The sequence below is a fragment of the Klebsiella sp. JB_Kp004 genome, assembly GCF_040065795.1.
Lineage (GTDB): Bacteria > Pseudomonadota > Gammaproteobacteria > Enterobacterales > Enterobacteriaceae > Klebsiella > Klebsiella quasipneumoniae.
The window spans coordinates 36,916-60,681 of the sequence record NZ_JBEAKW010000008.1; the positions used below are offsets into that span (position 1 = coordinate 36,916).

23 protein-coding genes, 2 pseudogenes and 1 riboswitch are annotated in these 23,766 nt (G+C 61.8%); of the genes and pseudogenes, 19 read left to right on the forward strand and 6 right to left on the reverse strand.

Translation table 11 applies throughout. The features are described from left to right. Positions 1–6: 6 nt before the first annotated feature. Positions 7–1,593, reverse strand: coding sequence for an oxamate amidohydrolase (gene hpxW / locus ABLX76_RS10475; RefSeq protein ID WP_348874482.1), 1,587 nt, complete (start codon positions 1,591–1,593; stop codon positions 7–9). Between the two features lie 179 nt (positions 1,594–1,772). Between hpxW and hpxU the strand changes: the two genes are divergently transcribed. The 9 genes and pseudogenes from hpxU to ABLX76_RS10520 all read left to right on the forward strand — a co-directional run bounded on the left by hpxU (position 1,773) and on the right by ABLX76_RS10520 (position 8,967). Further along, positions 1,773–2,612 (forward strand): MurR/RpiR family transcriptional regulator HpxU, encoded by an 840-nt coding sequence (gene hpxU, locus ABLX76_RS10480; protein WP_023289756.1) that lies wholly within the window; start codon positions 1,773–1,775, stop codon positions 2,610–2,612. A 214-nt stretch (positions 2,613–2,826) separates the two neighbouring features. Beyond that, positions 2,827–3,612, forward strand: coding sequence for a transporter substrate-binding domain-containing protein (locus ABLX76_RS10485; RefSeq protein WP_023289755.1), 786 nt, complete (start codon positions 2,827–2,829; stop codon positions 3,610–3,612). A gap of 9 nt (positions 3,613–3,621) precedes the next feature. Then, complete coding sequence (locus ABLX76_RS10490; protein ID WP_117136993.1) at positions 3,622–4,287, forward strand: amino acid ABC transporter permease; 666 nt, start codon at positions 3,622–3,624, stop codon at positions 4,285–4,287. Further along, positions 4,287–4,943, forward strand: a complete 657-nt coding sequence (locus ABLX76_RS10495) for an amino acid ABC transporter permease (protein WP_002905295.1) — start codon at positions 4,287–4,289, stop codon at positions 4,941–4,943. The genes ABLX76_RS10490 and ABLX76_RS10495 overlap by 1 nt, the downstream gene beginning before the upstream one ends. After that, a complete protein-coding gene (locus ABLX76_RS10500; RefSeq protein ID WP_348874483.1) occupies positions 4,924–5,661 on the forward strand; it encodes an amino acid ABC transporter ATP-binding protein in 738 nt (245 codons plus the stop codon). Before ABLX76_RS10495 ends, ABLX76_RS10500 begins: the two co-directional genes overlap by 20 nt. Positions 5,662–5,676: 15 nt before the next feature. Then, positions 5,677–6,918, forward strand: coding sequence for an alanine--glyoxylate aminotransferase family protein (locus ABLX76_RS10505; protein ID WP_023289753.1), 1,242 nt, complete (start codon positions 5,677–5,679; stop codon positions 6,916–6,918). Next, positions 6,915–8,174, forward strand: coding sequence for an allantoate amidohydrolase (gene hpxK, locus ABLX76_RS10510; RefSeq protein WP_348874484.1), 1,260 nt, complete (start codon positions 6,915–6,917; stop codon positions 8,172–8,174). The genes ABLX76_RS10505 and hpxK overlap by 4 nt, the downstream gene beginning before the upstream one ends. A 63-nt stretch (positions 8,175–8,237) precedes the next feature. Next, a pseudogene (locus tag ABLX76_RS10515) lies at positions 8,238–8,390 on the forward strand (LysR family transcriptional regulator); the annotation flags it as partial. An 88-nt stretch (positions 8,391–8,478) separates the two neighbouring features. Then, positions 8,479–8,967, forward strand: a complete 489-nt coding sequence (locus ABLX76_RS10520; RefSeq protein WP_348874485.1) for an E3 ubiquitin--protein ligase — start codon at positions 8,479–8,481, stop codon at positions 8,965–8,967. Between the two features lie 228 nt (positions 8,968–9,195). Here the strand turns inward: ABLX76_RS10520 and ABLX76_RS10525 are convergent, their stop codons facing one another. Next, complete coding sequence (locus ABLX76_RS10525; protein WP_023289748.1) at positions 9,196–10,296, reverse strand: NADH:flavin oxidoreductase/NADH oxidase; 1,101 nt, start codon at positions 10,294–10,296, stop codon at positions 9,196–9,198. Between the two features lie 107 nt (positions 10,297–10,403). Then, a complete protein-coding gene (locus ABLX76_RS10530; protein ID WP_262962660.1) occupies positions 10,404–12,011 on the reverse strand; it encodes an FAD-NAD(P)-binding protein in 1,608 nt (535 codons plus the stop codon). Between the two features lie 275 nt (positions 12,012–12,286). On the opposite strand from ABLX76_RS10530, the gene ABLX76_RS10535 reads away from it, so the two are divergent. Then, on the forward strand, positions 12,287–13,519 hold the full coding sequence (locus tag ABLX76_RS10535) for an MFS transporter (protein WP_023289746.1): 1,233 nt from the start codon (positions 12,287–12,289) through the stop codon (positions 13,517–13,519). 39 nt (positions 13,520–13,558) lie between these two features. Here ABLX76_RS10535 and ABLX76_RS10540 read toward each other — a convergent pair whose 3' ends face one another. After that, on the reverse strand, positions 13,559–14,473 hold the full coding sequence (locus tag ABLX76_RS10540; protein ID WP_261902426.1) for a DMT family transporter: 915 nt from the start codon (positions 14,471–14,473) through the stop codon (positions 13,559–13,561). Between the two features lie 202 nt (positions 14,474–14,675). Between ABLX76_RS10540 and ABLX76_RS10545 the strand changes: the two are divergent. After that, positions 14,676–15,774, forward strand: a pseudogene (locus ABLX76_RS10545) (iron-containing redox enzyme family protein). Here ABLX76_RS10545 and ABLX76_RS10550 read toward each other — a convergent pair. After that, positions 15,750–16,328 carry a TetR/AcrR family transcriptional regulator gene (locus ABLX76_RS10550; protein ID WP_023289743.1) on the reverse strand — a complete coding sequence of 193 codons (579 nt, stop codon included), beginning with the start codon at positions 16,326–16,328 and terminating at the stop codon, positions 15,750–15,752. The pseudogene ABLX76_RS10545 and the gene ABLX76_RS10550 sit on opposite strands and share 25 nt — an antisense overlap. Before the next feature lie 154 nt (positions 16,329–16,482). Between ABLX76_RS10550 and ABLX76_RS10555 the strand changes: the two genes are divergently transcribed. The 3 genes from ABLX76_RS10555 to ABLX76_RS10565 are packed head-to-tail and all read left to right on the forward strand — an operon-like array spanning position 16,483 to position 17,614. After that, on the forward strand, positions 16,483–16,914 hold the full coding sequence (locus ABLX76_RS10555; protein WP_227524073.1) for a haloacid dehalogenase-like hydrolase: 432 nt from the start codon (positions 16,483–16,485) through the stop codon (positions 16,912–16,914). Further along, positions 16,826–17,017 carry a hypothetical protein gene (locus ABLX76_RS10560; protein WP_227524074.1) on the forward strand — a complete coding sequence of 64 codons (192 nt, stop codon included), beginning with the start codon at positions 16,826–16,828 and terminating at the stop codon, positions 17,015–17,017. Before ABLX76_RS10555 ends, ABLX76_RS10560 begins: the two co-directional genes overlap by 89 nt. 24 nt (positions 17,018–17,041) lie before the next feature. Further along, entirely contained in the window at positions 17,042–17,614 is a 573-nt protein-coding gene (locus ABLX76_RS10565; protein ID WP_192870691.1) for a GNAT family protein, read from the forward strand. 37 nt (positions 17,615–17,651) lie between these two features. Here the strand turns inward: ABLX76_RS10565 and oxlT are convergent, their stop codons facing one another. Next, positions 17,652–18,908, reverse strand: coding sequence for an oxalate/formate MFS antiporter (gene oxlT, locus ABLX76_RS10570; RefSeq protein WP_050534108.1), 1,257 nt, complete (start codon positions 18,906–18,908; stop codon positions 17,652–17,654). Between the two features lie 612 nt (positions 18,909–19,520). Then, positions 19,521–19,619: riboswitch (guanidine-I (ykkC/yxkD leader) on the forward strand. Between the two features lie 56 nt (positions 19,620–19,675). On the opposite strand from oxlT, the gene ABLX76_RS10575 reads away from it, so the two are divergent. The 5 genes from ABLX76_RS10575 to ABLX76_RS10595 are packed head-to-tail and all read left to right on the forward strand — an operon-like array spanning position 19,676 to position 23,726. Continuing rightward, a complete protein-coding gene (locus ABLX76_RS10575; RefSeq protein ID WP_087848820.1) occupies positions 19,676–20,734 on the forward strand; it encodes a putative urea ABC transporter substrate-binding protein in 1,059 nt (352 codons plus the stop codon). Between the two features lie 24 nt (positions 20,735–20,758). After that, positions 20,759–21,574 (forward strand): ABC transporter permease, encoded by an 816-nt coding sequence (locus ABLX76_RS10580; protein WP_023289736.1) that lies wholly within the window; start codon positions 20,759–20,761, stop codon positions 21,572–21,574. Beyond that, positions 21,571–22,347: an ABC transporter ATP-binding protein gene (locus ABLX76_RS10585; protein ID WP_348874486.1), complete on the forward strand. Its 777-nt coding sequence runs from the start codon at positions 21,571–21,573 to the stop codon at positions 22,345–22,347. Before ABLX76_RS10580 ends, ABLX76_RS10585 begins: the two co-directional genes overlap by 4 nt. Before the next feature lie 4 nt (positions 22,348–22,351). Next, a complete protein-coding gene (locus ABLX76_RS10590; RefSeq protein WP_032454968.1) occupies positions 22,352–23,080 on the forward strand; it encodes an urea amidolyase associated protein UAAP1 in 729 nt (242 codons plus the stop codon). A 10-nt stretch (positions 23,081–23,090) separates the two neighbouring features. Beyond that, on the forward strand, positions 23,091–23,726 hold the full coding sequence (locus ABLX76_RS10595; RefSeq protein WP_023289733.1) for an urea amidolyase associated protein UAAP2: 636 nt from the start codon (positions 23,091–23,093) through the stop codon (positions 23,724–23,726). The last annotated feature ends 40 nt before the right edge of the window (positions 23,727–23,766 follow it).

Consider the following 23,766-nt stretch of genomic DNA (forward strand, 5'->3'; position numbering starts at 1 on the left):
TGCTCCTTAGTATCCGGCGGCGGCGCCGTTGCTGCGTGGATCGGTAGCCCCTTCAAGCAAGCCGTTGGGATGGCGGACAATGGCCCCGGCGTGGCCCATCGCCTCGCTGAAATCGGCCAGCACTTCCACCTCGTGCCCCAGCTCGCGCAGGCGAGCGATGCAGGCGGGGGCAAAGCGTCCCTCCAGCTTCAGTGAATCCGAGGACTGGCCCCAGGTGCGGCCCAGCAGCCAGCGCGGCCGGGAGATGCTCTCCTGCAGCGGCGCCCCCTGCAGGATATAGCGGGTAAACAGCGCCGCCTGGGTCTGCGGCTGACCGTCGCCGCCCATCGAGCCATAGACCATCACCCGGCCATCGTTCAGGCGCGCCGCGGCGGGGTTGAGGGTATGGAACGGCTGTTTGCCTGGCGCCAGCGCCAGAAGATGCTGCGGATCGAGGCTGAAGGCCGCCCCGCGGTTTTGCCAGACGATCCCGGTGTCCGGGATCACCACGCCGCTGCCAAACTCGTGATAGATGCTCTGAATGAATGACACCGCCAGGCCGCTGTTATCCACGACGCCCATCCAGACGGTATCGCCCGGGCCTTTGCCGCCGCCCCAGGGCGAAGCGCTGGCGTCGTCGATGCTGTCGGCCAGCGGCTGCAGCGCCTCCGGAGTCAGCAGTTGCTGAACGTCGACATCCAGATGGCGCGGATCGGTGATATGCGCATCGCGCAGGGCAAACGCCCGCTTGGTGGCTTCGACGATGCGATGCACCGTTTGCGCCTCGTCGGCGTCGGCCATGTTCAGACGGTCAGTGATGCCGAGGATCGCCAGCGACACCAGCCCCTGCGTCGGCGGGGCGAGGTTCCACAGCGTGCCCTGCCGGTGCTGAAGGCTCAGCGGCGCCGGGCGCCGTGCGCGGTGGGCCTGCAGGTCGCCGAGGGTGACGGGCATCCCCAGCGCGGCCATCCCCTGGGCGAGACGTTCGGCCAGCGGGCCGCGATAGAAACTGTCGAGACCGTCGCTGGCCAGCATGCGCAGGGTTCCGGCGAGGGCGGGCTGGCGAAAGCGGCTGCCGGCCCGGGGGGGCTTGCCCGCCGCCAGCCAGGTTTCGCTGAAGCCCGGCTGGTGGCGCAGCTCTTCCAGTTTGCTGGCGGTGGCGTGGGCCTGGGAGGCGGTGACCGGAATGCCGTCTTCGGCATAACCGATAGCATCGGCCAGCAGGCGCGCCACCGGCAGCGCGCGGCCGGTTAAGTCCCGTGAAATTCGCAGCGCCTCGTCCCAGCCGCTGACGGTGCCGGCGACGGTCAGCGCAGCCTGCGGTCCTCGGTGGGGAATATGCCGCTGAGCGGCATAGGCCTCGAGGGTGGCCAGCGAGCCGGCCGCCCCGCTGGCGTCAATGGCGATGGGATCCCCCCCGGGAGGCACGATCAGCCAGAAACCATCCCCGCCCAGGCCGTTCATGTGCGGATAGACGACGGCGATGGCCGCGGCGGCAGCCACCATCGCTTCAATGGCGCTGCCGCCCTCGCGCAGGATGGCCAGCGCGCTCTGGCTGGCGAGGTGGTGGGGAGCGACCGCCATGCCGTGGGTCGAAACGTTGCTACTGTGCATAAATTATCCTTTCTGAACGAATCACCCGCAGAACACTGCAAAAGCTGTTCCATCTCTGAACGTTTCGTTTCATTGATAAAAACAATGACCGGAATTTTCCCGCTGGCACGCTATGTGTAAGGCATAGCAGATACAGTATGATGAGGGATGGATGATGAAACGAAAGTTACAGGGGCGCTATGCAACAACTCGATGAACGACTGAAAGGGCAATATGCCTCGCTGTCGCCGCAGGAGCAGCGGGTGGCGGATTTCATCTTTGACCACTTTGATGACCTGATAAGCTACAACAGCGCCGAGCTGGCGCAGCTGAGCGGCGTGTCGAAAGCCACCGTCAGCCGGCTGTTCAAGCGCCTGGGCTATGACAAATATAAGGACATGCGCGATGAACTGCGCACCCTGCGCCAGAGCGGAATGCCGCTGACCGACCAGCGCGACGCGGTGCAGGGTAACACGCTGCTGGCGCGTCATTATAAGCAGGAGATGGCGAACCTCACCCAATGGGTCAATGCCCTTGACGCTCACCAGTTCGCCGAGGCGCTGACGGCGATGGTGGCCGCGCGCCGCATTGTGGTGATTGGCATGCGCAATGCCTATCCGGCGGCGCTGCACCTGCGCCAGCAGCTGCTGCAGGCTCGCGGTCAGGTGCTGGTGCTGCCCCAGCCGGGGCAGAGCCTCAGCGAAGAGCTGGTCGACCTGACCGCCGATGACCTGGTGGTGATGATGGCGTTTCGCCGGCGGCCGCGGATCGTGCGCCCGCTGCTGCAGCAGCTGCAGCGCGACGGGGTGCCGGTTCTGTTAATGTGCGAGCCGCAGGCCCACAGCCTGTTCCCGCTCTCCCGCTGGCAGCTCTGCGCGCCGCTGGACAGCGTCTCGGCTTACGACAGCTATGCCTCGGTCAACAGTTTGATCAATCTGCTGGCCAATGCCTTTCTGCATGAAACGCTCGACAGCGGTCGTCCGCGGATCCACGATATCGCTACGCTTTATCAGCAGCTGGACGAGCTGGAACAACGCTGATGGGGCGCCAGCGTGGTGCTGTGCATCAATATGGTGCATTTGGTTCCGCGTTCTGGCGCCGTCGATTTTTACTCTTCTGCTCCTTACTCCCTGTCCGTTCTCACTTTTTGCCTTAATTCCTCGCCAACCCGCGCATCGACCGTATCTGGCACATTAGTTGCAAAAATAGATTCAAAGAATCTTTTGTTTCATGCTAACGTAACGGGTAAACATCATGAAGAAACTGTTGATCGCACTGGCCGGGGCCGCTTGTCTCCTTTCGTCTGTTTCCGCCGCTCAGGCTGACCAGCTCCAGGATATTGAAAAACGCGGCGTCATCCGCATTGCCGTACCCCAGGATTTTCCGCCGTTCGGCTCGGTGGGGACCGACCTGCAGCCGCAGGGGTATGACATCGACATGGCGCGCTATCTGGCGAAGTCGATGAAGCTCAAGCTGCAGCTGGTCCCGGTAACCAGCGCCAACCGCGTGCCGTATCTGCAGACGGATAAGGTGGACCTGGTGATCTCCAGCCTCGGCAAAAACGCTGAGCGTGAGAAAGTGATCGACTTCAGCCGCGCCTACGCGCCGTTCTTCCTCGGGGTGTTTGGCCCGAAAGGGGCGGAGCTGAAGGACGCGGCCGCGCTGAGCGGTAAAAGCGTCGGCGTGACCCGCGGGGCGGTGGAAGACATGGTGCTGACCAGCGTGGCGCCGCAGGCGGCGCAGATTAAGCGCTACGAGGACAATAACACCACTCTGTCGGCCTATCTGTCAGGCCAGGTGCAGTATGTCGCCACCGGGAACCTGGTGGTGGCGGCCATCGCCCGGCAGAACGCCGACAAAGCGCCGGTGCCGAGCTTTATGCTGAAGGACTCGCCGTGCTTTATCGGGCTGAAAAAGAACGAACCAGCGCTGAAGGCGAAAGTGGATACCCTCATCGAGCAGGGCATTAAGGACGGCACCCTCAACGGTCTGTCTGAGAAGTGGCTGAAAGCGCCGCTGCCTGCCAGCCTCGGCGCGTAAGGTCTGTGGATGACGGAGCAACTTCATTTTTCTGAGCTCTGGCCGCATTGGCCGGAGCTGCTGGCCGGCCTGTGGGTGACGGTGCAGCTGACGGTGCTGGCGACGATCGGCGGACTGGCGATCGGCATCCTCGGGGCGGCGATCCGCAGCGGCCGCCCGGGCATCCTCAGCCGGGTATGGGGCGGATATGTGGAAATCATTCGTAACACGCCGTTCGTGGTGCAGCTCTTTTTTATCGTCTTTGGTTTACCGAACCTGGGACTGAAGATGACCGCCGGCGAAGCGGCGCTGCTGGCGATGGTGGTTAACCTTGGGGCCTACAGCACCGAGATCGTGCGCGCCGGCATTCAGGTGACGCCGAAAGGCCAGTGGGAGGCCGGACGCGTGCTCGGACTCAGCCGGACGCAAACCTTCATTCGCGTCGTGCTGCCCCCGGCGCTGCAGCGGATTTATCCGGCGCTGGTCAGCCAGTGCATCATCGTGATGCTCGGCTCGTCGGTGGTGTCGCAGGTCTCCTATGAGGAGTTGACCTTCGCCGCCAACCTGATCCAGTCGCGGACATTTTTGAGCTTTGAGGTCTATCTGGTGACCACCGGGATCTACTTAGCGTTATCGATAGCGATGCGTCAGCTGCTGATGGCGGCGGGGCGTAAATGGCTGGGAGTGCAGGCATGATGACCACCTTTACCGACTGGGACATTATCCGCAACCTGCTGCTGGCCGGTCGCTGGACGGTGCTGCTGTCTCTGGTCGCGTTCACCGGCGGGGCGCTGGTGACCTTACCGTTGCTGCTGTTGCGCCTGACCGGCGGACGGCAGGTAAAACGACTGATCCGCGGCTACGTCGAACTGTTTCAGGGGACGCCGCTGCTGATGCAGCTGTTTCTGGCATTTTTCGGCGTGGCGCTGTTCGGCATCGACGTCTCGGCATGGACCGCGGCGTCGGTGGCCCTGACGCTCTACACCAGCGCCTTTCTGCTGGATATCTGGTTCGGCAGCATTCGCGCGCTGCCGAAAGGCCAGTGGGAAGCCTCGCGCTGTCTCGGGCTGAGCTTCGGCCAGACCCTGTACCGGGTGGTGGCGCCGCAGGCGCTGCGCATCGCCATCGCGCCGACGGTGGGATTCGCCGTACAGGTGATCAAAGGCACGGCGCTGGCCTCGATTATTGGCTTTGTGGAGCTGACCAAGGCGGGAACCATGCTGACCAACGTCACTTACCAGCCGTTTAAAGTATTTGCCCTGGTGGCGCTGGGCTATTTCATTCTGTGCTATCCGCTGTCCCGCTACAGCCGTTATCTGGAGAACAAATTCAATGCCTCTCATCACCATTAATCAGATGCAGAAGTACTACGGCGACAACCATGTGCTGAAGGGCGTCGATCTGGATATCGACATGGGGGAAGTGATCTCGATCATCGGCCGCAGCGGCTCAGGCAAAAGCACTCTGCTGCGCTGCATCAATGGCCTGGAGGGGTACCAGGAGGGGAGCATCAAGCTCGGGGGCATGACCATCACCGACCGCGATTCCCAGGCCCGGGAGATCAGCCGCTCCATCGGCATGGTGTTCCAGAACTTCAATCTCTTTCCGCACATGACGGCGCTGGAGAACGTCATGCTGGCCCCGCGGCGGGTGCTGAAGAAGTCCCTGGCCGAATGCCGCGAGCTGGCGCAGCGGATGCTGGAGAAGGTCGGGCTCGGCGACCGTCTGGATTACTACCCGGCCAACCTCTCCGGCGGCCAGCAGCAGCGCGTGGCCATCGCCCGGGCGCTGGCCATGTCGCCAAAGGTTTTACTTTGTGACGAAATCACCTCGGCGCTCGACCCGGAACTGGTGGGCGAAGTGCTGAAGGTGCTGGAGCAGCTGGCGGCGGAAGGCATGACGCTGATCCTCGTCACCCATGAAATGAATTTTGCCCGCGAAGTGGGCGACCGCGTGGTGTTTATGCATCAGGGGCGCGTCTGGGAGCAGGGTGACAGCAAAACGCTGTTCGCCAGTCCACAGACAACCGAACTGAAACAGTTTATCTCCTCGGTGCGCGGTCTTAACTAACGTAAGGAATGGCAGATGGATATCACTCAGTTTTCGCAAATTAACCCGCCGCAGCGCCTGCTGATGGGCCCGGGGCCGATCAACGCCGACCCGCGCGTGCTGCGCGCCATGGCGAGCCAGCTGGTGGGGCAGTACGATCCGGCGATGACCCACTATATGAATGAAGTGATGGCGCTCTACCGCGGCGTGTTTCGCACCGAAAACCGCTGGACGATGCTGGTGGACGGTACCTCCCGCGCTGGTATCGAAGCGATCCTGGTGTCGGCGATCCGTCCGGGCGACAAGGTGCTGGTGCCAGTGTTCGGCCGGTTTGGCCACCTGCTGTGCGAAATAGCGCGCCGTTGCCGGGCAGAGGTACACACCATCGAGGTGCCGTGGGGGGAAGTCTTTACCCCGGACCAGGTTGAGGACGCGATCAAGCGCGTGCGCCCGCGCCTGCTGCTTACCGTGCAGGGCGATACCTCGACCACCATGCTGCAGCCGCTGGCGGAGCTGGGGGAGATTTGTCGTCGCCACGACGTGCTGTTCTATACTGACGCCACCGCGTCGCTCGGCGGCAACCCGCTGGAAACCGACGCCTGGCAGCTGGACGCAGTGTCCGCCGGGATGCAGAAGTGCCTGGGCGGCCCCTCCGGCACCTCGCCCATTACCCTCAGCCCGCGGATGGAAGAGGCGATCCGCCGCCGCCGCTGCATTGAGCAGGGGATCCGCACCGACGCCCACCACGATGGCGTCGACGAGATGATCTACTCCAACTATTTCGATCTCGGGATGGTGATGGATTACTGGGGGCCGGAGCGCCTTAACCACCACACCGAAGCGACCTCGGCGCTGTTCGCCGCCCGGGAGTGCGCGCGCCTGATCCTTCAGGAGGGACTTGACAACGGCATCGCTCGCCACAAGCTGCACGGCGATGCGCTGCTGAAAGGGATCCAGGCGATGGGTCTCGAGACCTTTGGCGACCTGCGGCACAAAATGAACAACGTGCTGGGGGTGGTGATCCCCAACGGGGTCAACGGCGACCAGGTACGTAAGCTGATGCTGGAAGATTTCGGCATTGAGATTGGCACCTCGTTCGGCCCGCTGCACGGTAAAGTCTGGCGCATTGGCACCATGGGCTATAACGCGCGTAAAGACTGTGTGATGCAGACCCTCAGTGCGCTGGAGGCGGTGCTGAACTACCTCAAGTTCACCACCACCCAGGGCGCGGCGATGCAGGCGGCCTGGGATCACTACCGCACCGAGGGCAACCTATGAGTGATACCATCCGCCAGCAGGCGGAGAGAGAGGCGGCCGCCAGCCGGGTAATGGCGCGCGCCGACCAGCTGGCCGCCCTCAGCGAAACCGCCGACGCCCTGACCCGGGTCTATCTGTCGCCGGAGCATCTGCAGGCCAACCAGCTGGTGGGTCAGTGGATGCAGGCCGCCGGTATGATGGTGTGGCAGGACAGCGTCGGCAACATCTGCGGTCGCTATGAAGGCGTGCAGGAGGGCGCGCCGGCGGTGCTGCTGGGCTCTCATCTTGACACCGTGCGCAACGCCGGGCGCTACGACGGCATGCTCGGCGTGCTGACGGCGATTGAGGTGGTGCAGCGTCTGCACCAGCAAGGGCGACGGCTGGCAAAGGCTATCGAGATCGTCGGTTTTGGCGATGAAGAGGGCACCCGCTTCGGCATCACCCTGCTTGGCAGCCGCGGCGTCACCGGCACCTGGCCTGAAAGCTGGCTGTCGCAGCGCGATGCCGACGGGGTGAGCGTCGCCCATGCGCTGGTGAATGCCGGGCTCGATCCGGCGCGGATCGCCCATGCCGCCCGCCGCCCGCAGGATATCGCCGCCTATCTGGAACTGCATATCGAGCAGGGGCCGTGCCTGGAGCAGGCGGGTCTGGCGCTCGGCGTAGTGGAGGCGATTAACGGCGCCCGCCGCCTGAACTGCCGCTTTACCGGCGAAGCCGGCCATGCCGGCACGGTGCCGATGCTCCATCGTAAGGACGCGCTCGCCGCGGCGGCGGAATGGATGGTGCAGGTGGAAAGCCTGACCCGGCAGCGCGGCGGCAATCTGGTGGCGACGGTCGGCACCCTGCGCTGTGCGCCGGGCGCGGTGAACGTGATACCGGGCGAGGTGCAGCTGACGCTGGATATTCGCGGCCCGCAGGATGCGCCGCTGGCGGCGCTGCTGGAGGAGTTGCTGGCGGAGGCGCAGACCATTGCCGGGCGCCGCCAGCTGAGCTTCAGCGCCGAGGAGTATTATCGCATCGCCGCCACCGCCTGCGACAGCCAGCTGCAGGCGGTGCTGAGCGAGGCGGTGGTGGCGGTGCAGGGGCGGTCGCTGACGCTGCCGAGCGGCGCAGGGCATGACGCCATCGCCATCGCCGAGCGCTGGCCATCGGCCATGCTGTTTGTGCGCTGCCTGGGGGGCGTCAGCCATCACCCGGCGGAATCGGTCACCACCGCCGACGTCGGGCTGGCCATCGACGCGTTCTCCCGGGCGGTAGAGCAGGTGGCCGACGCCTGATCGCGCCGGTTGCCATTCAGATTATGCCCTGGCGATTCCAGACCCCGGCGGGCCGCCATTCCCGGCCAGCTGGTGGAAATTCTGCCGGACTTCCCGGCGCCGCGTCGGCCGCTGTCGCTGCTCTATCCGCACCGGCATCTTTCACACAAGGTGCGGGTCTTTGCCGACTGGCTGCAGGGGCTGGTGGCGACCCTGGCGCGGACGCCGCCGGCTTGACTCTGCTGGCTGAGCGTTTATATATAAAATGTGAATGCTATTAAAGCAATAAATCACAAGGCTGGATAATGACTCAACCTGTAAGGGAATGCTGATGAAACTCTGGAATAAAACACTGCTCGCTTCCGCACTGTGCCTGACCCTGTTTGGCTGCGACGATGCGTCGAAAGTAGATAACAAACTGGATAAGGCCAAAGATAATGCGGAGCAGATGAAGGATGCCGCGGCGGACAAAGCCCAGGCGATTAAGCAGGATGCGGATAAGCAAATTGATACGCTGAAAAGCCATGCCGACGCCGAGGCCGACCGTCTGAAGGATCAGGCCAGCGCGATCAAGGCGGAGGCGGACAAGAAAGCGGATGCCATCGCCGAGCAGGCGAAAGCCCAGGCCGATGCGGTGAAGCAGAACGCAAAGCAGGAAAGTGACCGCATCGTCAAAGAGGCGGGTCAGATCAAAGACAACGCCATCGGCGACGCCAATCAGCTTTCGGCGGAAGCGGCGAGCAAAACCAAAGCCATTCAGGACAGTATCGCGAAGGATAAACAGAACGCTACGCCACCGGCCGCCCAGCAGTAACTCGCGGTGTTTGCCTGGCCAGCCGCCGTCCGTAAAAACAGAGCGTGGAGCCTGATATCGCGCCCGACGGCGCTGCGCTTGCGCGGGCCTGCAAGGGTGCGAGTTGGCTGCGCAATGATCGGGTATTGTAGGCCGGGCAAGGCGTTGCCGCCGCCCGGCACATAGAACGGCATTAACATCCTGCTCAGGGGTATCTTCCGATACCCCTTTTTGATGCCCGTTCCGGGTTCAGCGGTTTGGAAGCAGGGTGCCTTTCAGGCCGTGCGGCTCCGAGCGCAGGTACTGCGAAGGGACGCGAACCTGGGCGCCAAGGCTGGCCGCGGCGTGCCATGGCCAGTGCGGATCGTAGAGCACCGCGCGGGCGAGGGCGATCAGGTCGGCATCGCCATTCTCCAGCGCCGCTTCCGCCTGCTGCGGGTCGGTGATCAGTCCCACGCCAATCACCGGGATGGCTACCTGCTCGCGAATGTCGCGGGCGAAAGGCAACTGATACCCCGGCCCGACGGTGATTGCCTGCTGCGGCGACAATCCGCCGCTGGAGACATGGATATAGTCGCTGCCCAGCGCTTCCAGCTGCTGACTGAACTGAATGGATTGCTCGCCGTCCCAGCCGCCTTCGACCCAGTCGGTAGCCGACAACCTGACGCCCACCGCCATGGCGTTGCCCACCGCCTCGCGGATTGCCTTAAACACTTCCAGCGGATAGCGCATGCGGTTTTCCAGCGAACCGCCATACTCGTCCCGGCGCTGATTGCTGAGCGGCGAGAGAAACTGGTGCAGCAGATAGCCGTGGGCGGCGTGCAGCTCAATCAGCTCAAAGCCCAGGCGTTGGGCGCGCAATGCGCTGGCGACAAAGGCCGCTTTGATGCGCGCCAGATCGGCATGGCTCAGCTCGGCCGGGGCGCGATCGCCGTCGTGAAACGCCACCGCGGAGGGGGCGACGGTCTGCCAGCCGCCCTGGTTGAGCGCCAGCTGATGGCCACCCTGCCAGGGGGCCGCGCAGGAGGCCTTGCGCCCGGCATGCCCCAGCTGGATCCCCAGAGGGATCGGTGACCAGGCCCGGATATCCTCCACCACGGCGCGCAGGGCGTTTTCGGTTTCATCATCCCACAGCCCCAGATCCCCCGGCGAGATACGTCCCGCCGGCTCTACCGCCGTGGCTTCCAGAATTAACAGGCCGGCGCCGGAGAACGCCAGCTGTCCGAGATGGATCCGGTGCCAGGACGTCGCCTTCCCCTCGTCGGCAGAGTACTGACACATGGGGGCGATAACGATACGGTTATCCAGCGTCAACTGACCAATACGCGTCGCGCTAAAAAGATGACTCATGAGTACCTCGTAAATGTTAGACGTGGTCTTGCTCGGGGGCGAACAGCCACTGTTTATAGCACGCCTGCCAGCCCCCCTTTATTCGGATATTGCGTTTAAACGTCCCGCTAGTCGATAAACCAGAGACGGCGCCGCCGGCCGGTTGCCTGCTGTGACACCGCGCGGGCCATTGCGCTGCCAATCTCGGCGCTGGCCGTCAGCCCCTGGACAAAGGGGCGATCGTGCATCAGCCAGGGAAGGGCGCCGAAGGCGACCCGGCCGCGCACTGCCTCCGGCGCCTGCAGCGTGTAGTCATCGCCGACGTCCGGAATGTCGTCGCCGCAGGCCAGCAGCTGCTGGCGCAGTGAAGGAAAGGGCAGATCCCGGGTTTTGAGCGCTTTCTGTCCGCGGGCATCGATAAAGACATCGAATTCACAGCGCTGCTGATGATGGACAATCAGCGTCCGGTCAGACTCGCGCTGCAGATCGTAATCCTCACCCAGCGCCACAATTCGCAGAATGCCCGCCCGGTGCAGGGCCAGCAGGCGGCGAATAGACTCCGGCGGGATCGCGGCGTAGTTATCAATAAACACGCGGGCGAGCCCCTGGCGGAAGCGACGGCTGTCCTCGGCGTTGAGCTGCGGCACTACGGTTTCAATCGCCTCGTGCAGGCGGAGAATGGCATAGCGCCAGGGCACCGTGTGGCGCTCGCGCTTATTGCGCTCCACCTCCTGCAGATTGCGCTGCGCCCACTGGAAGGGGTCATGGGTGAGACGGTCGGCAAACCAGGCGTCGGCGATGCTGTCAGGCGTCAGCTGGCGCAGCCCCATCGCCTGGCACCAGGCCGGGGCAGCATATTCCAGCTCCTGGACGATCAGCTGAAACACCCGCTCCAGCAGGCCGTCGCTGCCCTGAGCGACGGCCGCCTCAAGGGCGGCAGAGGTGGCGATCTCCAGCGGCTCCCACGGGATCGGGCAGTAGAAATCGGCCTCCGGCAGCACGCCGTTGCGTGACATCAGCGTGATCTCCAGCGCTTCGCTGCCGGGATGCAGGGAAAAATGGGTCGTTTTGTCGTGTTCAGTATGGAAAACGCCGTGGCGGGCTACAACCGCCACGGCGGCATCAATCGCGCTTAAGGAGGTCCCGAGGATCCCCACCCGACAGGGGGCGATGCGGGCCTCCATCAGGCCGGTCCACGGGCTGGGGAAGTATTGCCGGCTGGCGCGTTCTTCTTCAGGCCACAAATGGCCGGTGGCTATCACCACCAGATCGACGATAACCGGCTGCGCCGCGCTGTCGGTGTGGATGGCGATCCCGACGGGCTGCACCGCAATATCCGTGACCTCACAGGACTCGCAAACGTTCACCACGAAGCCGGCGTCTCTGGCCCGTTGGACAAGATACAGAAAGCGGTCGCGGTAGTACTCGCCGAGGATCACCCGCGGCAGAAACTGGCGCTCATGCAGCGCGTGCCGTTCAAGACCGCGCGCCGCCAGCCAGTCATCGCTCTGCTGTTGCAGCCATTGCAGATAGGTCAGGTCGATAGGGGGGATCTCAATGCTGGCGATGTTGGCCAGCATCTGCGCCGCGGTATTATCGTCGCTGTAGGGCATACCGACCCCGGCCTGCGCCTCTTTTTCAAACAGCGCGATCGATAGCGGCTCACCGCGCTTCACCAGTTCATACAAGGTGTAAATCCCCGTCGGCCCGGCGCCGACGATGGCGATTCTCTTCATGATTCTCTCCCTTCCTGTGGGTGGATACGGCATCGGGGCAGTGCACTGAAGCCAGCCTGCCCTTAATTCTGGTCGAAAATTAGCGAACCGGTGGGCCGTCGCACGCAATTTGAAACAAATTAGCGTGCTAATAAACTTGCCGACGGCCGGAAAAGGGGTGTAATTAACAAAAGAGCAACTTTCTATACAAACAATTTACACAAGCGGTGACACCAGCCTGCTCTGCCGGACGCCGCGCAAGCTCCCGGCAACGCCGTCGGGATAGGGATGACAAAATGCACGGCTGGACTTCACGACAGCGCAATGCGGCGATCGCCAGTTTTTTAAGCTGGACGCTCGATGCTTTCGACTTTTTCCTGTTGGTTTTTTTACTGAGCGATATCGCCCACTCCTTTCACGTCGACCTCGAAGAGGTCACCCTGGCGATTCTGCTGACCCTGGCCGTGCGGCCCGTCGGCGCATTGATCTTCGGCAGGGCGGCGGAAAAGTTTGGCCGCAAACCGATCCTGATGCTCAATATCGTGTTCTTCTCCGCCTTTGAGCTGCTCTCCGCCGCGGCGCCGTCGTTGATGCTGTTTTTTCTGCTGCGGGTGCTGTACGGCGTGGCGATGGGCGGGATCTGGGGCGTGGCTTCGTCGCTGGCGATGGAGACGATCCCTGACCGCTCGCGCGGCCTGATGTCCGGTCTGTTCCAGGCGGGGTATCCCTTCGGCTATCTGCTGGCGGCCGTGGCCTACGGGCTGCTGTTTGCACAGCTCGGCTGGCGCGGGATGTTTGTCATTGGCGCCGCCCCGGTGCTGCTGTTGCCGTTTATCTATTTCTGCGTCGAGGAGTCCCCGGTCTGGCTGGCGGCCCGGCAGAGTAAAGCGAGCACGGCTCTGCTGCCGGTGTTGCGTAGCCACTGGAAGCTGTGCCTGTACCTGGTGGTGCTGATGGCGGCCTTTAACTTCTTCTCCCATGGGACGCAGGATCTCTACCCGGTATTTTTGAAAGTCCAGCACGGGTTTGCGCCGGAAACGGTCAGCATTATCGCGGTGTGCTACAACATCGCCTCAATCATCGGCGGGGTGTTCTTCGGCTCGCTGTCGGAGAAGATTGGCCGGCGCAAAGCGATTATGATCGCCGCTCTGCTGGCGCTGCCGGTGATCCCGCTGTGGGCTTTCGCCAGCGGCTCGCTGGCGCTGGGGGCCGGGGCGTTTCTGATGCAGTTTATGGTGCAGGGCGCCTGGGGGGTGATCCCGACCTGGCTCAACGAACTGGTCCCGGCCAACACCCGGGCGGTGCTGCCCGGTTTCGTCTATCAGCTGGGGAATCTGCTGGCCTCGGTGAATGCCACCCTGCAGGCCTCCATTGCGCAGCACCACGGGCATAACTACGGCCTGGCGATGGCCCTGGTGGCCGGGACGGTGGCGATCGTCATTACCATTCTCACCTTCTTTGGCCGCGAGGGCCGGGTGGCGCAACCTGCCGGAGCGGCGCGTCACCAGCCGCTCTCCACCAGCCGTTAAGGGCTGACGCCGGGCGTAATCAGGCGCCCGGCAGACACGCTAACCGCGCAGGCGAACCGTCGCCGCCTGGCGTTTTTCCAGCGAGCAGATGCCAATCCCCAGCATAATGAACAGCGCGCTGAACAGGTGCCAGGCATGGGGCTGGGTATGCAGGAAGAGGATGCTTAACACGCCACCCGAGAGGGGGATGATGTGGGTGTAAATCTCCCCCCGCGTGGCGCCGATGGTGGCGATCCCTTTATTCCAGAACAGATAGGCCAGCCATGACGGAAAAATCACCAGATAAGCCAGCCCGTTGAGGAAAAACGGCTCGCGCCAGGCATCCCAGTCCTGCGTCGGGTGGCGCATCAGCCAGAAGACGACGATCGGCAGCAGGAGCAGGGCGCCGAGCAGCGAGCTGACGGCGACAAAGCCATTCGCCGGGATCCGGCGGTCCTTGAGACGTAACAGCGAACAATAGAGCGCCCAGCTCAGCGCCGACCCCATCGCCCACAGATCGCCGACGGAAAAGGTATGCAGCGAGGCGGCATGCAGCGGGTTGCCCTGGAATAAGAGGATCATCACGCCGAGGGTGCTGAAGACCACCCCCAGCCAGTTGCGGGCCGATACCGGGTCGCGAAAAATCAGCCGGTTAATCAGCAGCACCATGCTCGGCGTGGCGGACATATAGATGGCGGCGTTGAGGGCGGAGGTGGTTTGCAGACCGATATAGAGCGTGAGCGGGAAACTGACCTGACCGCAGAGGGTGAGCACCAGCACTGCCGGGGCGTTTTCCCGCAGCAGGTGACGACTGCCGGCAATCTGCCGGCGGTAGAGCAGGCCCAGCAGCAGCGCCGTTAACGCCCACCGCGCTTCGGTCATCAGGATCGGATCCACGCCCTGAACCAGCACGTGACCCACAACGTAATTCCCACCCCAGAACAGGGCGGCCAGCGTCAGTAACAGATAGGGCATCGTGATTCCTTGTGTCGTTTGTCACTGTACTGAATGGTAACGTTATTATTTTTATAATATCAACACTATTTTAGTGGCTTTTGTTCTGTTTATTTAAAATCGTTAATAAACAGCGAATTAATAATGTGGTTGAAATTTACGTTGCCGCTTTGTGAGGGGTACTATACCGTACAGTCGCCATGCATTTCACAGGGATAAATTCATGTGTAATACCGACAATGGGGTCATTGGTAGTGACCAAACCGCGGTGATGGCCAGGCTGGCGCTGGATGAGTTAATTGACCAGCTTCTGCACAGCAACGCGCTGTCGCTGAAGCTGACGGCCAATCCGCTGGTCGCCGACAGAGCCTGGCATCTGACGGAGAATACCTGCATCCGCGCCTTCTCCGCTGACGATCCGCAGGCCAAAAAGCGCGCGCACCATGCGCTGTTCATCCTTTATCAGTCCTGGCTTGCCGACCCGCTCTCGCCGGCGGCTGCCAATCAGTTTCATCCGCTGCTCTCCGGGATCCGAAATTACATTGAGTCTGAGTGGCTGCGGGCGGAAAGCAAACGTTTCCACCGCCAGAGGCCGGTGCTCAATGCCGGCAATATCGTCGACGAACTGCGCGCCTTATGCCAGCAGCACCCGGCGTCTCATCATCCGCTGTTCGATTTCCTTGCCAGCGAGGCCTCCGCGGCGCAAATCGACTATTTCTTCAAAAGCGACAGCGCGCTGAATCTGCTTTTCTTCGATCTGGTGGCGATGGGGCTGGTGGGCTCGTTGCCGGAAACCCGCGCCGAGATTGCGCAAAATCTGTGGGATGAGATAGGCCAGGGCAGCACTGAGATCACCCACGTCAATCTGTATAAGGATTTACTGAAGCGGCGGAATATCGCCTTACCGGACAATCATTTTGCCCATTTGTACGAGTGGCAGGGGCTGGCCGGGTATAACGCCTTTATGCTCGGCGGCGTAAATCGTCAGCATTACTACAAATCGCTGGGGGTGATGGCGATGACCGAACTGCTCGACCCGCCACAGTATGAAAAACTGGTGGCGGGCTGTCGGCGGATTGGGCTTAGCGATCGCGACGTGCATTACTATGCCGAACATATCACGGTCGATATCGGCCATGCGGACGGTTGGCTGAACAATGTGATTGTGCCGATTGGCAAAAAACATCCGGCGGCGATGGAGGAGGTCTACTTTGGCGCCGCGCTGCGCCTGCAAACCTGCAACGATTACTATGATGGTCTGCTGGCGGCGCTGCAGTCGCTGGACGGCAGCATGCGCTCACAGCGTACCGCCTTCTGAGTAGATCAGCGCTTTGGCCGCGCTCCAGGCGGTCGTCCCCGGCGGGATCTCCCGGCATTCGGCTGACTCGGCCTGCTGGGCGGCGATGGCGCCATCGATGAGCATCACCATCATCATGGCGACCCGTTCGGCAGGCTCTGGTTTTAATACCCGAGTCAGAATATCGCGGAAGAACTGCCACAGGCGCGATTTGAACCGGGAGCACTGCTCCCGGATCGCCGGCGATGACGCGCCATATTCAAACAGCGCGCGGGTAAACATGCAGCCGTGGAAGGTTTCGCAGGTCAACCAGCACTGATAGTAGTCGAACACGGCGAACAGCTTCTCCCGCGCGGTGGCTTTATCCGCGGTGATCTGCGTCAGATCCTGCATAAACTCGCTCTCTTTCTGCCGGAGGATAGCCAGAATGAGCGCCTCTTTATCGGCATAGTAGCGGTAGAAGGTCATTTTGGAGATGCCGGCATGCTCAGCAATCCGCTCGATGCTGGGCGACTGATATCCTTCGCGATTAAACAGCGCGCTGGCGTGGCGGAGAATGTCCGCTTGTTTTGGCTTCATGCGTTTTCCTGTCGAATGGTTCGCTGTCATGACTGCCGGTGACCCGGTCGTCCTGCGACAGCGGTGCATTATGCCGGATCTTGCCGCCAGGCGGGCAAAAAGTAAATCAGCCGCGCCTCGCGCGGCGCCGGTATTGGTGTATAAGGTGACAAGGATGAAGAAGAACATTGCCTTTTTTGACTTCGATGGCACGATAACCCACGAAGATACGTTTACCCCTTTCATTTATCAGTCCCTCGATGCGAAAGCCATTCGTCGGGGCAAACTGCGGCTGTTGCCCTATATTCTCGCCTGGAAAATGGGCTGGCTTTCAGCCTCTGCCATCCGGCAAAAAGTGTTTCATTATGCTTTTGCCGGGAAATCGCAACCTGAGATCCTGCAGCGTGGGAACGATCATAGCCAGGCGTTTATTCCCCGCACGCTGCGGGAGAACGCGATGCAGCGTATAGCCTGGCATCAGGCGCGAGGGGACACCGTGGTGGTCTCAGCCTCGCTGGATGTCTACCTTCGTCCAGTATCAGGGTGGAGACTGCAGCGGCCTGGCCAAAAAGGCGCGTATCCTGGCGAACTACGCCCTGACCGATGACGAAGCGATCTTCGCATACGGCGATACGCCGGAAGATTTCGCCATGCTGGCGCTGGCCACCACTCAAATCTATCGCTGGGAGGAGGCACCGCCATGCGGCTAGCGGCGTCAGGCTGCGCAGGTTAAGATGGCGCGCTATTGCCCCTCTCACCAGGAAGAAGAGATGTTGCTACCCCTGATCACGCCCCGGCTGCTGCTGCGCCGGTTCAGAAAGGAAGATCTGCCGTCTTTCAGCCGCTATCGCAACCTGCCGGAAGTGGCCCGTTTTCAGTGCTGGAGCCATTACGGTATGGCAGAGGCGACTGCCTTCTATGAACAACAGCGTTCCCTGGCCTTTGCTGAGGATGAGAGTTGGTTCCAGCTTGCGGTAGAGATCCAGGTCAACGGTGCGCTGGCGGGAGATGTGGGGATCCACTTTTTCGATCAGGGCAGACAGGCCGAGCTGGGGATGACCTTTTCCCCGGCGTATCAGCATCAGGGGTATGCCCGGGAAGCCATACAGGCGGTGATGGCCTTACTCTTTGAACCGTTGGCCCATCACCGGCTGATCGCGGTAGTAGACACCCGCAATACCGCCGCGATCAAACTCCTGGAAGGGCTGGGCTTTCGTCGCGAGGCGCATTACCGGCAGAATATCTTTTTTAAAGGCCAGTGGGGCGATGAGTATCTGTACGCGCTGCTGCGCAGCGAATATCAGTGAAGTGACGGCCTGGCCGTCACTTCTGCCAGGGTTGTCGTTAGCTATGCTGGCGGATAAAGCGCGCGCGCCACGGTTTTAGCACCCACAGCGCGAGGGCGGCGGTGACAAAATCCAGGCCAATGGCACAGCTGAAAACCACATGCCAGCCGTGGGTGTACTGATAGAGCAACGCCGCCAGCGGGCCGCCGAAGATTGATCCGATGCCCTGCGAAATATACAGCCAGCCATAGTTGCTGGCGGCATGTTCGCTGCCGAAGGTATCGGTGAGCGTCGACGGGAAGAGGGAGAAGATTTCCCCCCAGCCAAAGAATACCACCCCGGAGAGCAGGACAAACAGCAGCGGATCTTCCCGGCACGCCAGCCAGAGCGTCATCGCCACCCCCTCCAGCGCAAAGGCGATAAACATGGTTTGCTCGCGGCCGAAGCGGTCGGAAATAAAACCAAACAGCGGCCGGGTTAAACCGTTGGTGAAGCGGTCTATCGTTAACGCCAGCGGCAGGGCCGCCATGCCAAACACCACCGCCTGGCTAATGCCGAAGTCCTCGGCGAACACCGCCATCTGCGAAGTGACCATCAGCCCGGAAGTCGACATCATCGCCATCATGGCAAACATCAGCCAGAACAGCGGTTGGCGCAGCATTTCCCGGGAGGTAAACGATCTGCTGCTCTGCGCCACCGTCTGGCTGACGGGCAAAGAGACAGCAGGCGGCGGCAGCTTCAGTCCCTGACTGGCGAGGAAGCCGACGAGCGCGAAGAGGACCCCGAAGGTCGTCATCGTGTGTTCAAGGCCGTTGGTGGTCAGCGACAGGGAGATGGGGAAGGTGGTTATGATGGCCCCCATCCCGTAGCCCGCCGCCACCGCGCCGGCGGCGAACCCCCGCTGCCGCGGAAACCATTTGACCATCAGGCCGACAACGCCGATGTAGACGATCCCGGTTCCAAGGCCGCCCATGCAGCCATAAACCAGCCACAGCGTCGCCAGGCCATTCACCTGTGCGGAAAGCACCCAGCTCATCCCCGCCATCACCGTGCCGATAGCAATTAGCCGCCGTGGGCCAAATTTCTCCACTAACCGCCCCTGAAAGGGCGAAAAGAAGGTCTGGAGGATGATCAGCAGCGAGAAGGTGACCTGCAGCTCGGGCAGACCGACGCCCAGCTTTGCGGCCAGGGGTTTCGTCAGCAGCGTCCAGACATATTGCGGACTGGAGATGGCGGCCATACAGATCAGGCCCAGCACCAGCTGGCGCCATTTGCCATATTTCGGGGTAACCAACGGTTCGCTGAGTGTCGTCATGTTGTTCTCCGTTTTCAGTTAACAGGTTTCCGTGAAACGCATCCGCCCTGGAGGCTTCACGGAGAGAAGAAGGCGTTGGCGTCGCGACCGCAGGTGGCTATGGGTTGTCGCCTCCTGCCCTGAGATCTTGTCAACATCGCTGTATACAACCGCAGAGCATTAAACGTGCCAGTTAAAATAGTGCTTTATATACAAACAGTTAACATGGAAGTGTGGGAGGGGATGAGATTCAGTATGGTGAACAGGCGGCACTGAGTCGGTGCAAATGGGTCATCGCTGTGCGCTTCACTTATTGACTGGCTCAAGGCCGATGACAGGGAAGAAGCGCCTGCGACATCCCCCATGTCGAAGCGGCGTAATGGCAAACATTTACCCCGCGCCATGATAATCAGCTACAGGATTCATCCCCCATGACCCGCGGCCGGTTGTTGGCCAGGACGCGGTGGGCTTTCCCTTTGCACCAAAGCCATGCAATGCCCCACTTTTACTCCCCATTTTTGGGAGGCGATGCGCCGGTTGGCGGTAAATCACTGAAAGTACTGCTGTCTGGCTCCTGGCATGGCCCTTGCAATACCATCAGCAGAAAGCAGCGCAACAGACAATTTAGATCACACAATAGCTGGCTAGGGTTCCGGTTCACCGCGGTGAACGTCTGGTCCGAGAGCTGGCGACCTCGGCGAGGTTACACGGCGGGATAAAAGCCCGGGAGACAGCAGCACCGTTGGGTGTCGCGCTGCTCCGTTTCTCGTGCTAACCAGAGGTCCACCATGAAAACATCGCCGCTCCTCCGCTCACTTGTCCTGACACTGACGCTATTGACCAGCGTCCCGTCCTTTGCCGCCGTCAAGAAAGAGTTCAACGTCTGCTGGACCATCTACGCCGGCTGGATGCCCTGGGGCGCCATCAGCAATGAAAAGATCATCGATAAATGGGCCAGCAAGTACGGCATCAAAATCAATATTGTTCAGCTCAACGATTACATCGAATCCATCAATCAGTACACCGCCGGGCAGTTTGACGGCTGCACGATGACGAATATGGACGCCCTGACCATTCCGGCGGCCGGCGGTGTCGACAGCACGGCGCTGATCACCGGCAGCTACTCCGATGGTAACGACGGGGTGGTTCTGAAAGGGGCGGATAAAAAGCTCAGCGACCTGAAAGGGATGTCGGTGTATCTCCCGGAGCTGTCGGTCTCCCACTATCTGCTGGTGCGCGGCCTGGAAAAAGCCGGGCTGCAGGAAAAAGACGTCAAGGTGGTGAATACCTCCGATGCCGATATCGTCTCGGCCTTTGGCACCAGCGGCGTGCGGGCGGCGGTGGCCTGGAATCCACAGCTGTCGGTTATCAAAAAGACCCCGCAAACCAGCGAAGTGTTTAGCTCCTCGCAGGTGCCGGGCGAGCTTATCGACATGATGGTGGTCAATACCCAGACCCTGAAAGATAACCCGGCGCTGGGCAAAGCGCTGACCGGCGCGTGGTTTGAAATGATGGCCAAAATGAAGGCCGGCGATACCCAGGCGCTGAGCGCTATGGCCGCCGACTCCGGTACCGATCTCGCCGGCTACCAGGCGCAGCTCAAAACCACTCATCTTTTCTGGACGCCTGCCGACACCCTGGCGTTTATCGCCTCGCCGGATCTGGCGAAAACCATGCAGCGTGTGGCGCAGTTCTCCTTCGATAAAGGTCTGCTGGGCGAGGGGGCGCAGAGCGCGGACTTTATCGGCATGACTTTCCCGGGCAATGTCACGCTCGGCGATGCCGCCAACCGCAAACTGCGCTTTGACGACAGCTACCTGAAGCTGGCCGCCGCGGGCCAGCTGTAATGATTGCCGCCGGGAGACCACGCCATGCGCCACATTAACCGATATCCCCAAAAGGGGATGCGCCTGACGCTGATGCTGCTGCCGTTTGTGCTGCTGATCGCCGCCTGGTTTATGGGATCGGCGGTGCGGCTGGAAGCCAATCCGCAGGACAAGTTGCTGCCAGGCCTGTCGCAGATGGCGGCGGCCATTGACCGGATGGCGTTCACCCCGGACAAACGCAGCGGCGAGTATCTGCTGTGGGCCGACACGCTGATCAGCCTGAGCCGTCTGCTGACGGGCCTGGCCGTCTCGTCGCTGATCGGCCTCGGCATCGGTATCGCCGCCGGCGTCTTCCCGATGTACCGCGCGGCGCTGTCGCCGCTGATGACGGTGGTGTCAATGATCCCGCCGCTGGCGATCCTGCCGGTGCTGTTTATCGTCTTTGGCCTGGATGAGCTGTCGAAAGTGATGCTGATCGTCATCGGCATTACGCCGATGCTGGCGCGCGACCTGGAGCAGCGGGCGCGGGAGATCCCGGCGGAGCTGTTTATAAAGGCGCAGACCCTGGGGGCTAATAGCTGGACGGTGGTGCTGCGGGTGGTGCTGCCTCAGCTGCTGTCGCGGCTGATCGCTTCTCTGCGCCTGCTGCTGGGCTCGGCATGGCTGTTCCTGATCTCCGCCGAGGCCATCTCCGCCACCGCCGGGCTGGGGTATCGCATCTTCCTGGTGCGGCGCTATATGGCGATGGATGTGATTATTCCGTATGTCATCTGGATCACGCTGCTGGCATGGCTGATGGATCTGGCGCTGCGTCAGCTGCACAAAGCCTGTTTCCCGTGGGCGGAAGGAGGCCGGGGATGAGTTTTATCGACATCAAAAACATCTGGCAGGAGTACGGCGACCACGTGGTGCTGGAGCGCATTAATCTGCAGGTGAAAGAGGGCGAGTTTTGCTCAATGGTCGGCGCGTCCGGCTGCGGTAAATCGACCTTTCTGCGTCTGCTGCTCGGTCAGGAGCAACCGACCCGCGGCGCCATCCTGCTCGACGGCCAGCCGCTGGCGGCGGAGCCGGACCGCAGTCGCGGCGTGGTTTTCCAGCGCTATTCGGTGTTTCCGCATCTCAACGTGCTGGATAACGTCGCCATCGGCCTGGAGCTGCCGGCGTCCCCGCTGCTGGGGCGCCTGTTTGGCGGCAGAAAGCGCGAGGCCCGGCAACAGGCCCAGCGAATGCTGGAGAAAGTGGGCCTGGGACACGCCCTGGATAAATACCCGGCGCAGCTCTCGGGTGGGATGCAGCAGCGGCTGGCCATTGCCCAGGCGTTCGTGATGCAGCCGCGGGTGCTGCTGCTGGACGAGCCCTTCGGCGCGCTGGATCCCGGCATTCGCAAGGATATTCATGCGCTGCTGCTCCAGCTGTGGAGCGAAACGCGCATGACGGTGTTTATGGTCACCCACGACCTGGCCGAAGGCTTCAACCTGGGCACGAGGCTGCTGGTGTTCGACAAAGTGCGCATCGACCCGCAGGCGCCCAACGCCTGGGGAGCGCGTATTACCTACGACATCCCGCTCAATGAAGCGCGGATGGCGCAACTGGCCGCCGGTAGCGACACCAACGTTTACGCATTAAGGAGATAAATTGATGACTGAACTGTTTCACTCCACCCCCAGCCTGCGCGAAGAGCGGCTTCCCGGCGGGGCGCACACCTCGCTGATTTTGCGCAAAGGGCAGATCCTGCGCCTGACCGATCTCGACGGCGGGGCAAACGTCAGCATGATGATGCTCAATCCTCATGAGAAAAGTGAGCGGCTCAACCTGCCGGATACCCTCAAAGGACAGCATACCGCGCGCCTGACCGCCGGGCACTGTTTCTACTCCGATATGGGCCGGGTGCTGGCCGGGATCGTCGCCGACAGCTGCGGCTGGCACGATCCGTTCGGCGGGGTCCTCAATGCCGGGGAGACGCACGACAAATATGGCGCCGGACGCTATCAGGAATTACGCAATGGCTTCTACCGCAACGGCGTCGATAACCTGCTGGTGGAGATGGGGAAATGGGATCTCGGTCTGGAAGATCTGCTGATGGTAGTCAACTTCTTCAGCAAAGTGACCGTCGATGACGAGGGGCGCTTTCACTTTGTCTCCGGCAACAGCCGCGCCGGGGACTATGTGGAACTGTATGCCCCGATGGACGTCCTGCTGGTCCTCACCGCGCTACCGCATCCTCAGGATCCGGCCACAGAGTATGCCCCCCGTCCGGTACAGCTGAGCTGGTATCAGGCCGACGATGAAGACGCGGCCACTCAGGCGCTCCTGACCCGCGATGAGAACCTGCGCGCGTTCCGCAATACCCAACTTTTTGCCCTGTAAGGAGGCGTTTATGACCCTTATCACCAGTCACCGACGTCCGGAAGAGGCCGTCTATCGCCATGTGATCCCCGCCGGGGAGCCGTGGCTGTTCGAGGTTAAACAAGGGCAAACCCTGCGTCTGCTCGATCTCGAAGGCAACCAGGCGATTGATACCCTGTTTTACAACGCCGACAACCCGCGCGAGCGCTACGATGCGCAGCGCACGCTGCGCCGCCAGGGTAACGCCTACCTCACCGCCGGCAGCGTGCTCTATTCCAACCTTGGCCGTCCGCTGATGACCATCGTGGCCGATACCTGCGGGCGGCACGATACCCTCGGCGGCGCCTGCGCCCAGGAGAGCAACACCGTCCGCTACGCCCTCGACAAGCGCTACATGCACAGCTGCCGGGATAATTTCCTCTGCGCCTGTCTGCATGATGGCCGTCTGCATAAGCGCGATATCGGCGCCAACATTAACTTCTTTATGAACGTGCCGGTGACGCCGGAGGGCGGTCTGACCTTCGCGGATGGCATCTCGGCGGCGGGAAAATACGTGGAACTGCGCGCGGAGTGTAACGCCATGGTGTTGATCTCCAACTGCCCGCAGCTCAACAATCCCTGCAATGGCTGGAACCCGACCCCCGCCGAGGTGCTGGTATGGAACTGACCCGCTGGCAGCGCTGGCGTTTGCTGGCCTTTCGGCTGTT

Coding starts and splice junctions, on each gene's coding strand:
- hpxW (WP_348874482.1), bottom strand. CDS start 1,593: ATGCACAGTAGCAACGTTTCGACCCACGGCATGGCGGTCGCTCCCCAC.
- hpxU (WP_023289756.1), top strand. CDS start 1,773: ATGCAACAACTCGATGAACGACTGAAAGGGCAATATGCCTCGCTGTCG.
- ABLX76_RS10485 (WP_023289755.1), top strand. CDS start 2,827: ATGAAGAAACTGTTGATCGCACTGGCCGGGGCCGCTTGTCTCCTTTCG.
- ABLX76_RS10490 (WP_117136993.1), top strand. CDS start 3,622: ATGACGGAGCAACTTCATTTTTCTGAGCTCTGGCCGCATTGGCCGGAG.
- ABLX76_RS10495 (WP_002905295.1), top strand. CDS start 4,287: ATGACCACCTTTACCGACTGGGACATTATCCGCAACCTGCTGCTGGCC.
- ABLX76_RS10500 (WP_348874483.1), top strand. CDS start 4,924: ATGCCTCTCATCACCATTAATCAGATGCAGAAGTACTACGGCGACAAC.
- ABLX76_RS10505 (WP_023289753.1), top strand. CDS start 5,677: ATGGATATCACTCAGTTTTCGCAAATTAACCCGCCGCAGCGCCTGCTG.
- hpxK (WP_348874484.1), top strand. CDS start 6,915: ATGAGTGATACCATCCGCCAGCAGGCGGAGAGAGAGGCGGCCGCCAGC.
- ABLX76_RS10520 (WP_348874485.1), top strand. CDS start 8,479: ATGCTGATGAAACTCTGGAATAAAACACTGCTCGCTTCCGCACTGTGC.
- ABLX76_RS10525 (WP_023289748.1), bottom strand. CDS start 10,296: ATGAGTCATCTTTTTAGCGCGACGCGTATTGGTCAGTTGACGCTGGAT.
- ABLX76_RS10530 (WP_262962660.1), bottom strand. CDS start 12,011: ATGAAGAGAATCGCCATCGTCGGCGCCGGGCCGACGGGGATTTACACC.
- ABLX76_RS10535 (WP_023289746.1), top strand. CDS start 12,287: ATGCACGGCTGGACTTCACGACAGCGCAATGCGGCGATCGCCAGTTTT.
- ABLX76_RS10540 (WP_261902426.1), bottom strand. CDS start 14,473: ATGCCCTATCTGTTACTGACGCTGGCCGCCCTGTTCTGGGGTGGGAAT.
- ABLX76_RS10550 (WP_023289743.1), bottom strand. CDS start 16,328: ATGAAGCCAAAACAAGCGGACATTCTCCGCCACGCCAGCGCGCTGTTT.
- ABLX76_RS10555 (WP_227524073.1), top strand. CDS start 16,483: ATGAAGAAGAACATTGCCTTTTTTGACTTCGATGGCACGATAACCCAC.
- ABLX76_RS10560 (WP_227524074.1), top strand. CDS start 16,826: ATGTCTACCTTCGTCCAGTATCAGGGTGGAGACTGCAGCGGCCTGGCC.
- ABLX76_RS10565 (WP_192870691.1), top strand. CDS start 17,042: ATGGCGCGCTATTGCCCCTCTCACCAGGAAGAAGAGATGTTGCTACCC.
- oxlT (WP_050534108.1), bottom strand. CDS start 18,908: ATGACGACACTCAGCGAACCGTTGGTTACCCCGAAATATGGCAAATGG.
- ABLX76_RS10575 (WP_087848820.1), top strand. CDS start 19,676: ATGAAAACATCGCCGCTCCTCCGCTCACTTGTCCTGACACTGACGCTA.
- ABLX76_RS10580 (WP_023289736.1), top strand. CDS start 20,759: ATGCGCCACATTAACCGATATCCCCAAAAGGGGATGCGCCTGACGCTG.
- ABLX76_RS10585 (WP_348874486.1), top strand. CDS start 21,571: ATGAGTTTTATCGACATCAAAAACATCTGGCAGGAGTACGGCGACCAC.
- ABLX76_RS10590 (WP_032454968.1), top strand. CDS start 22,352: ATGACTGAACTGTTTCACTCCACCCCCAGCCTGCGCGAAGAGCGGCTT.
- ABLX76_RS10595 (WP_023289733.1), top strand. CDS start 23,091: ATGACCCTTATCACCAGTCACCGACGTCCGGAAGAGGCCGTCTATCGC.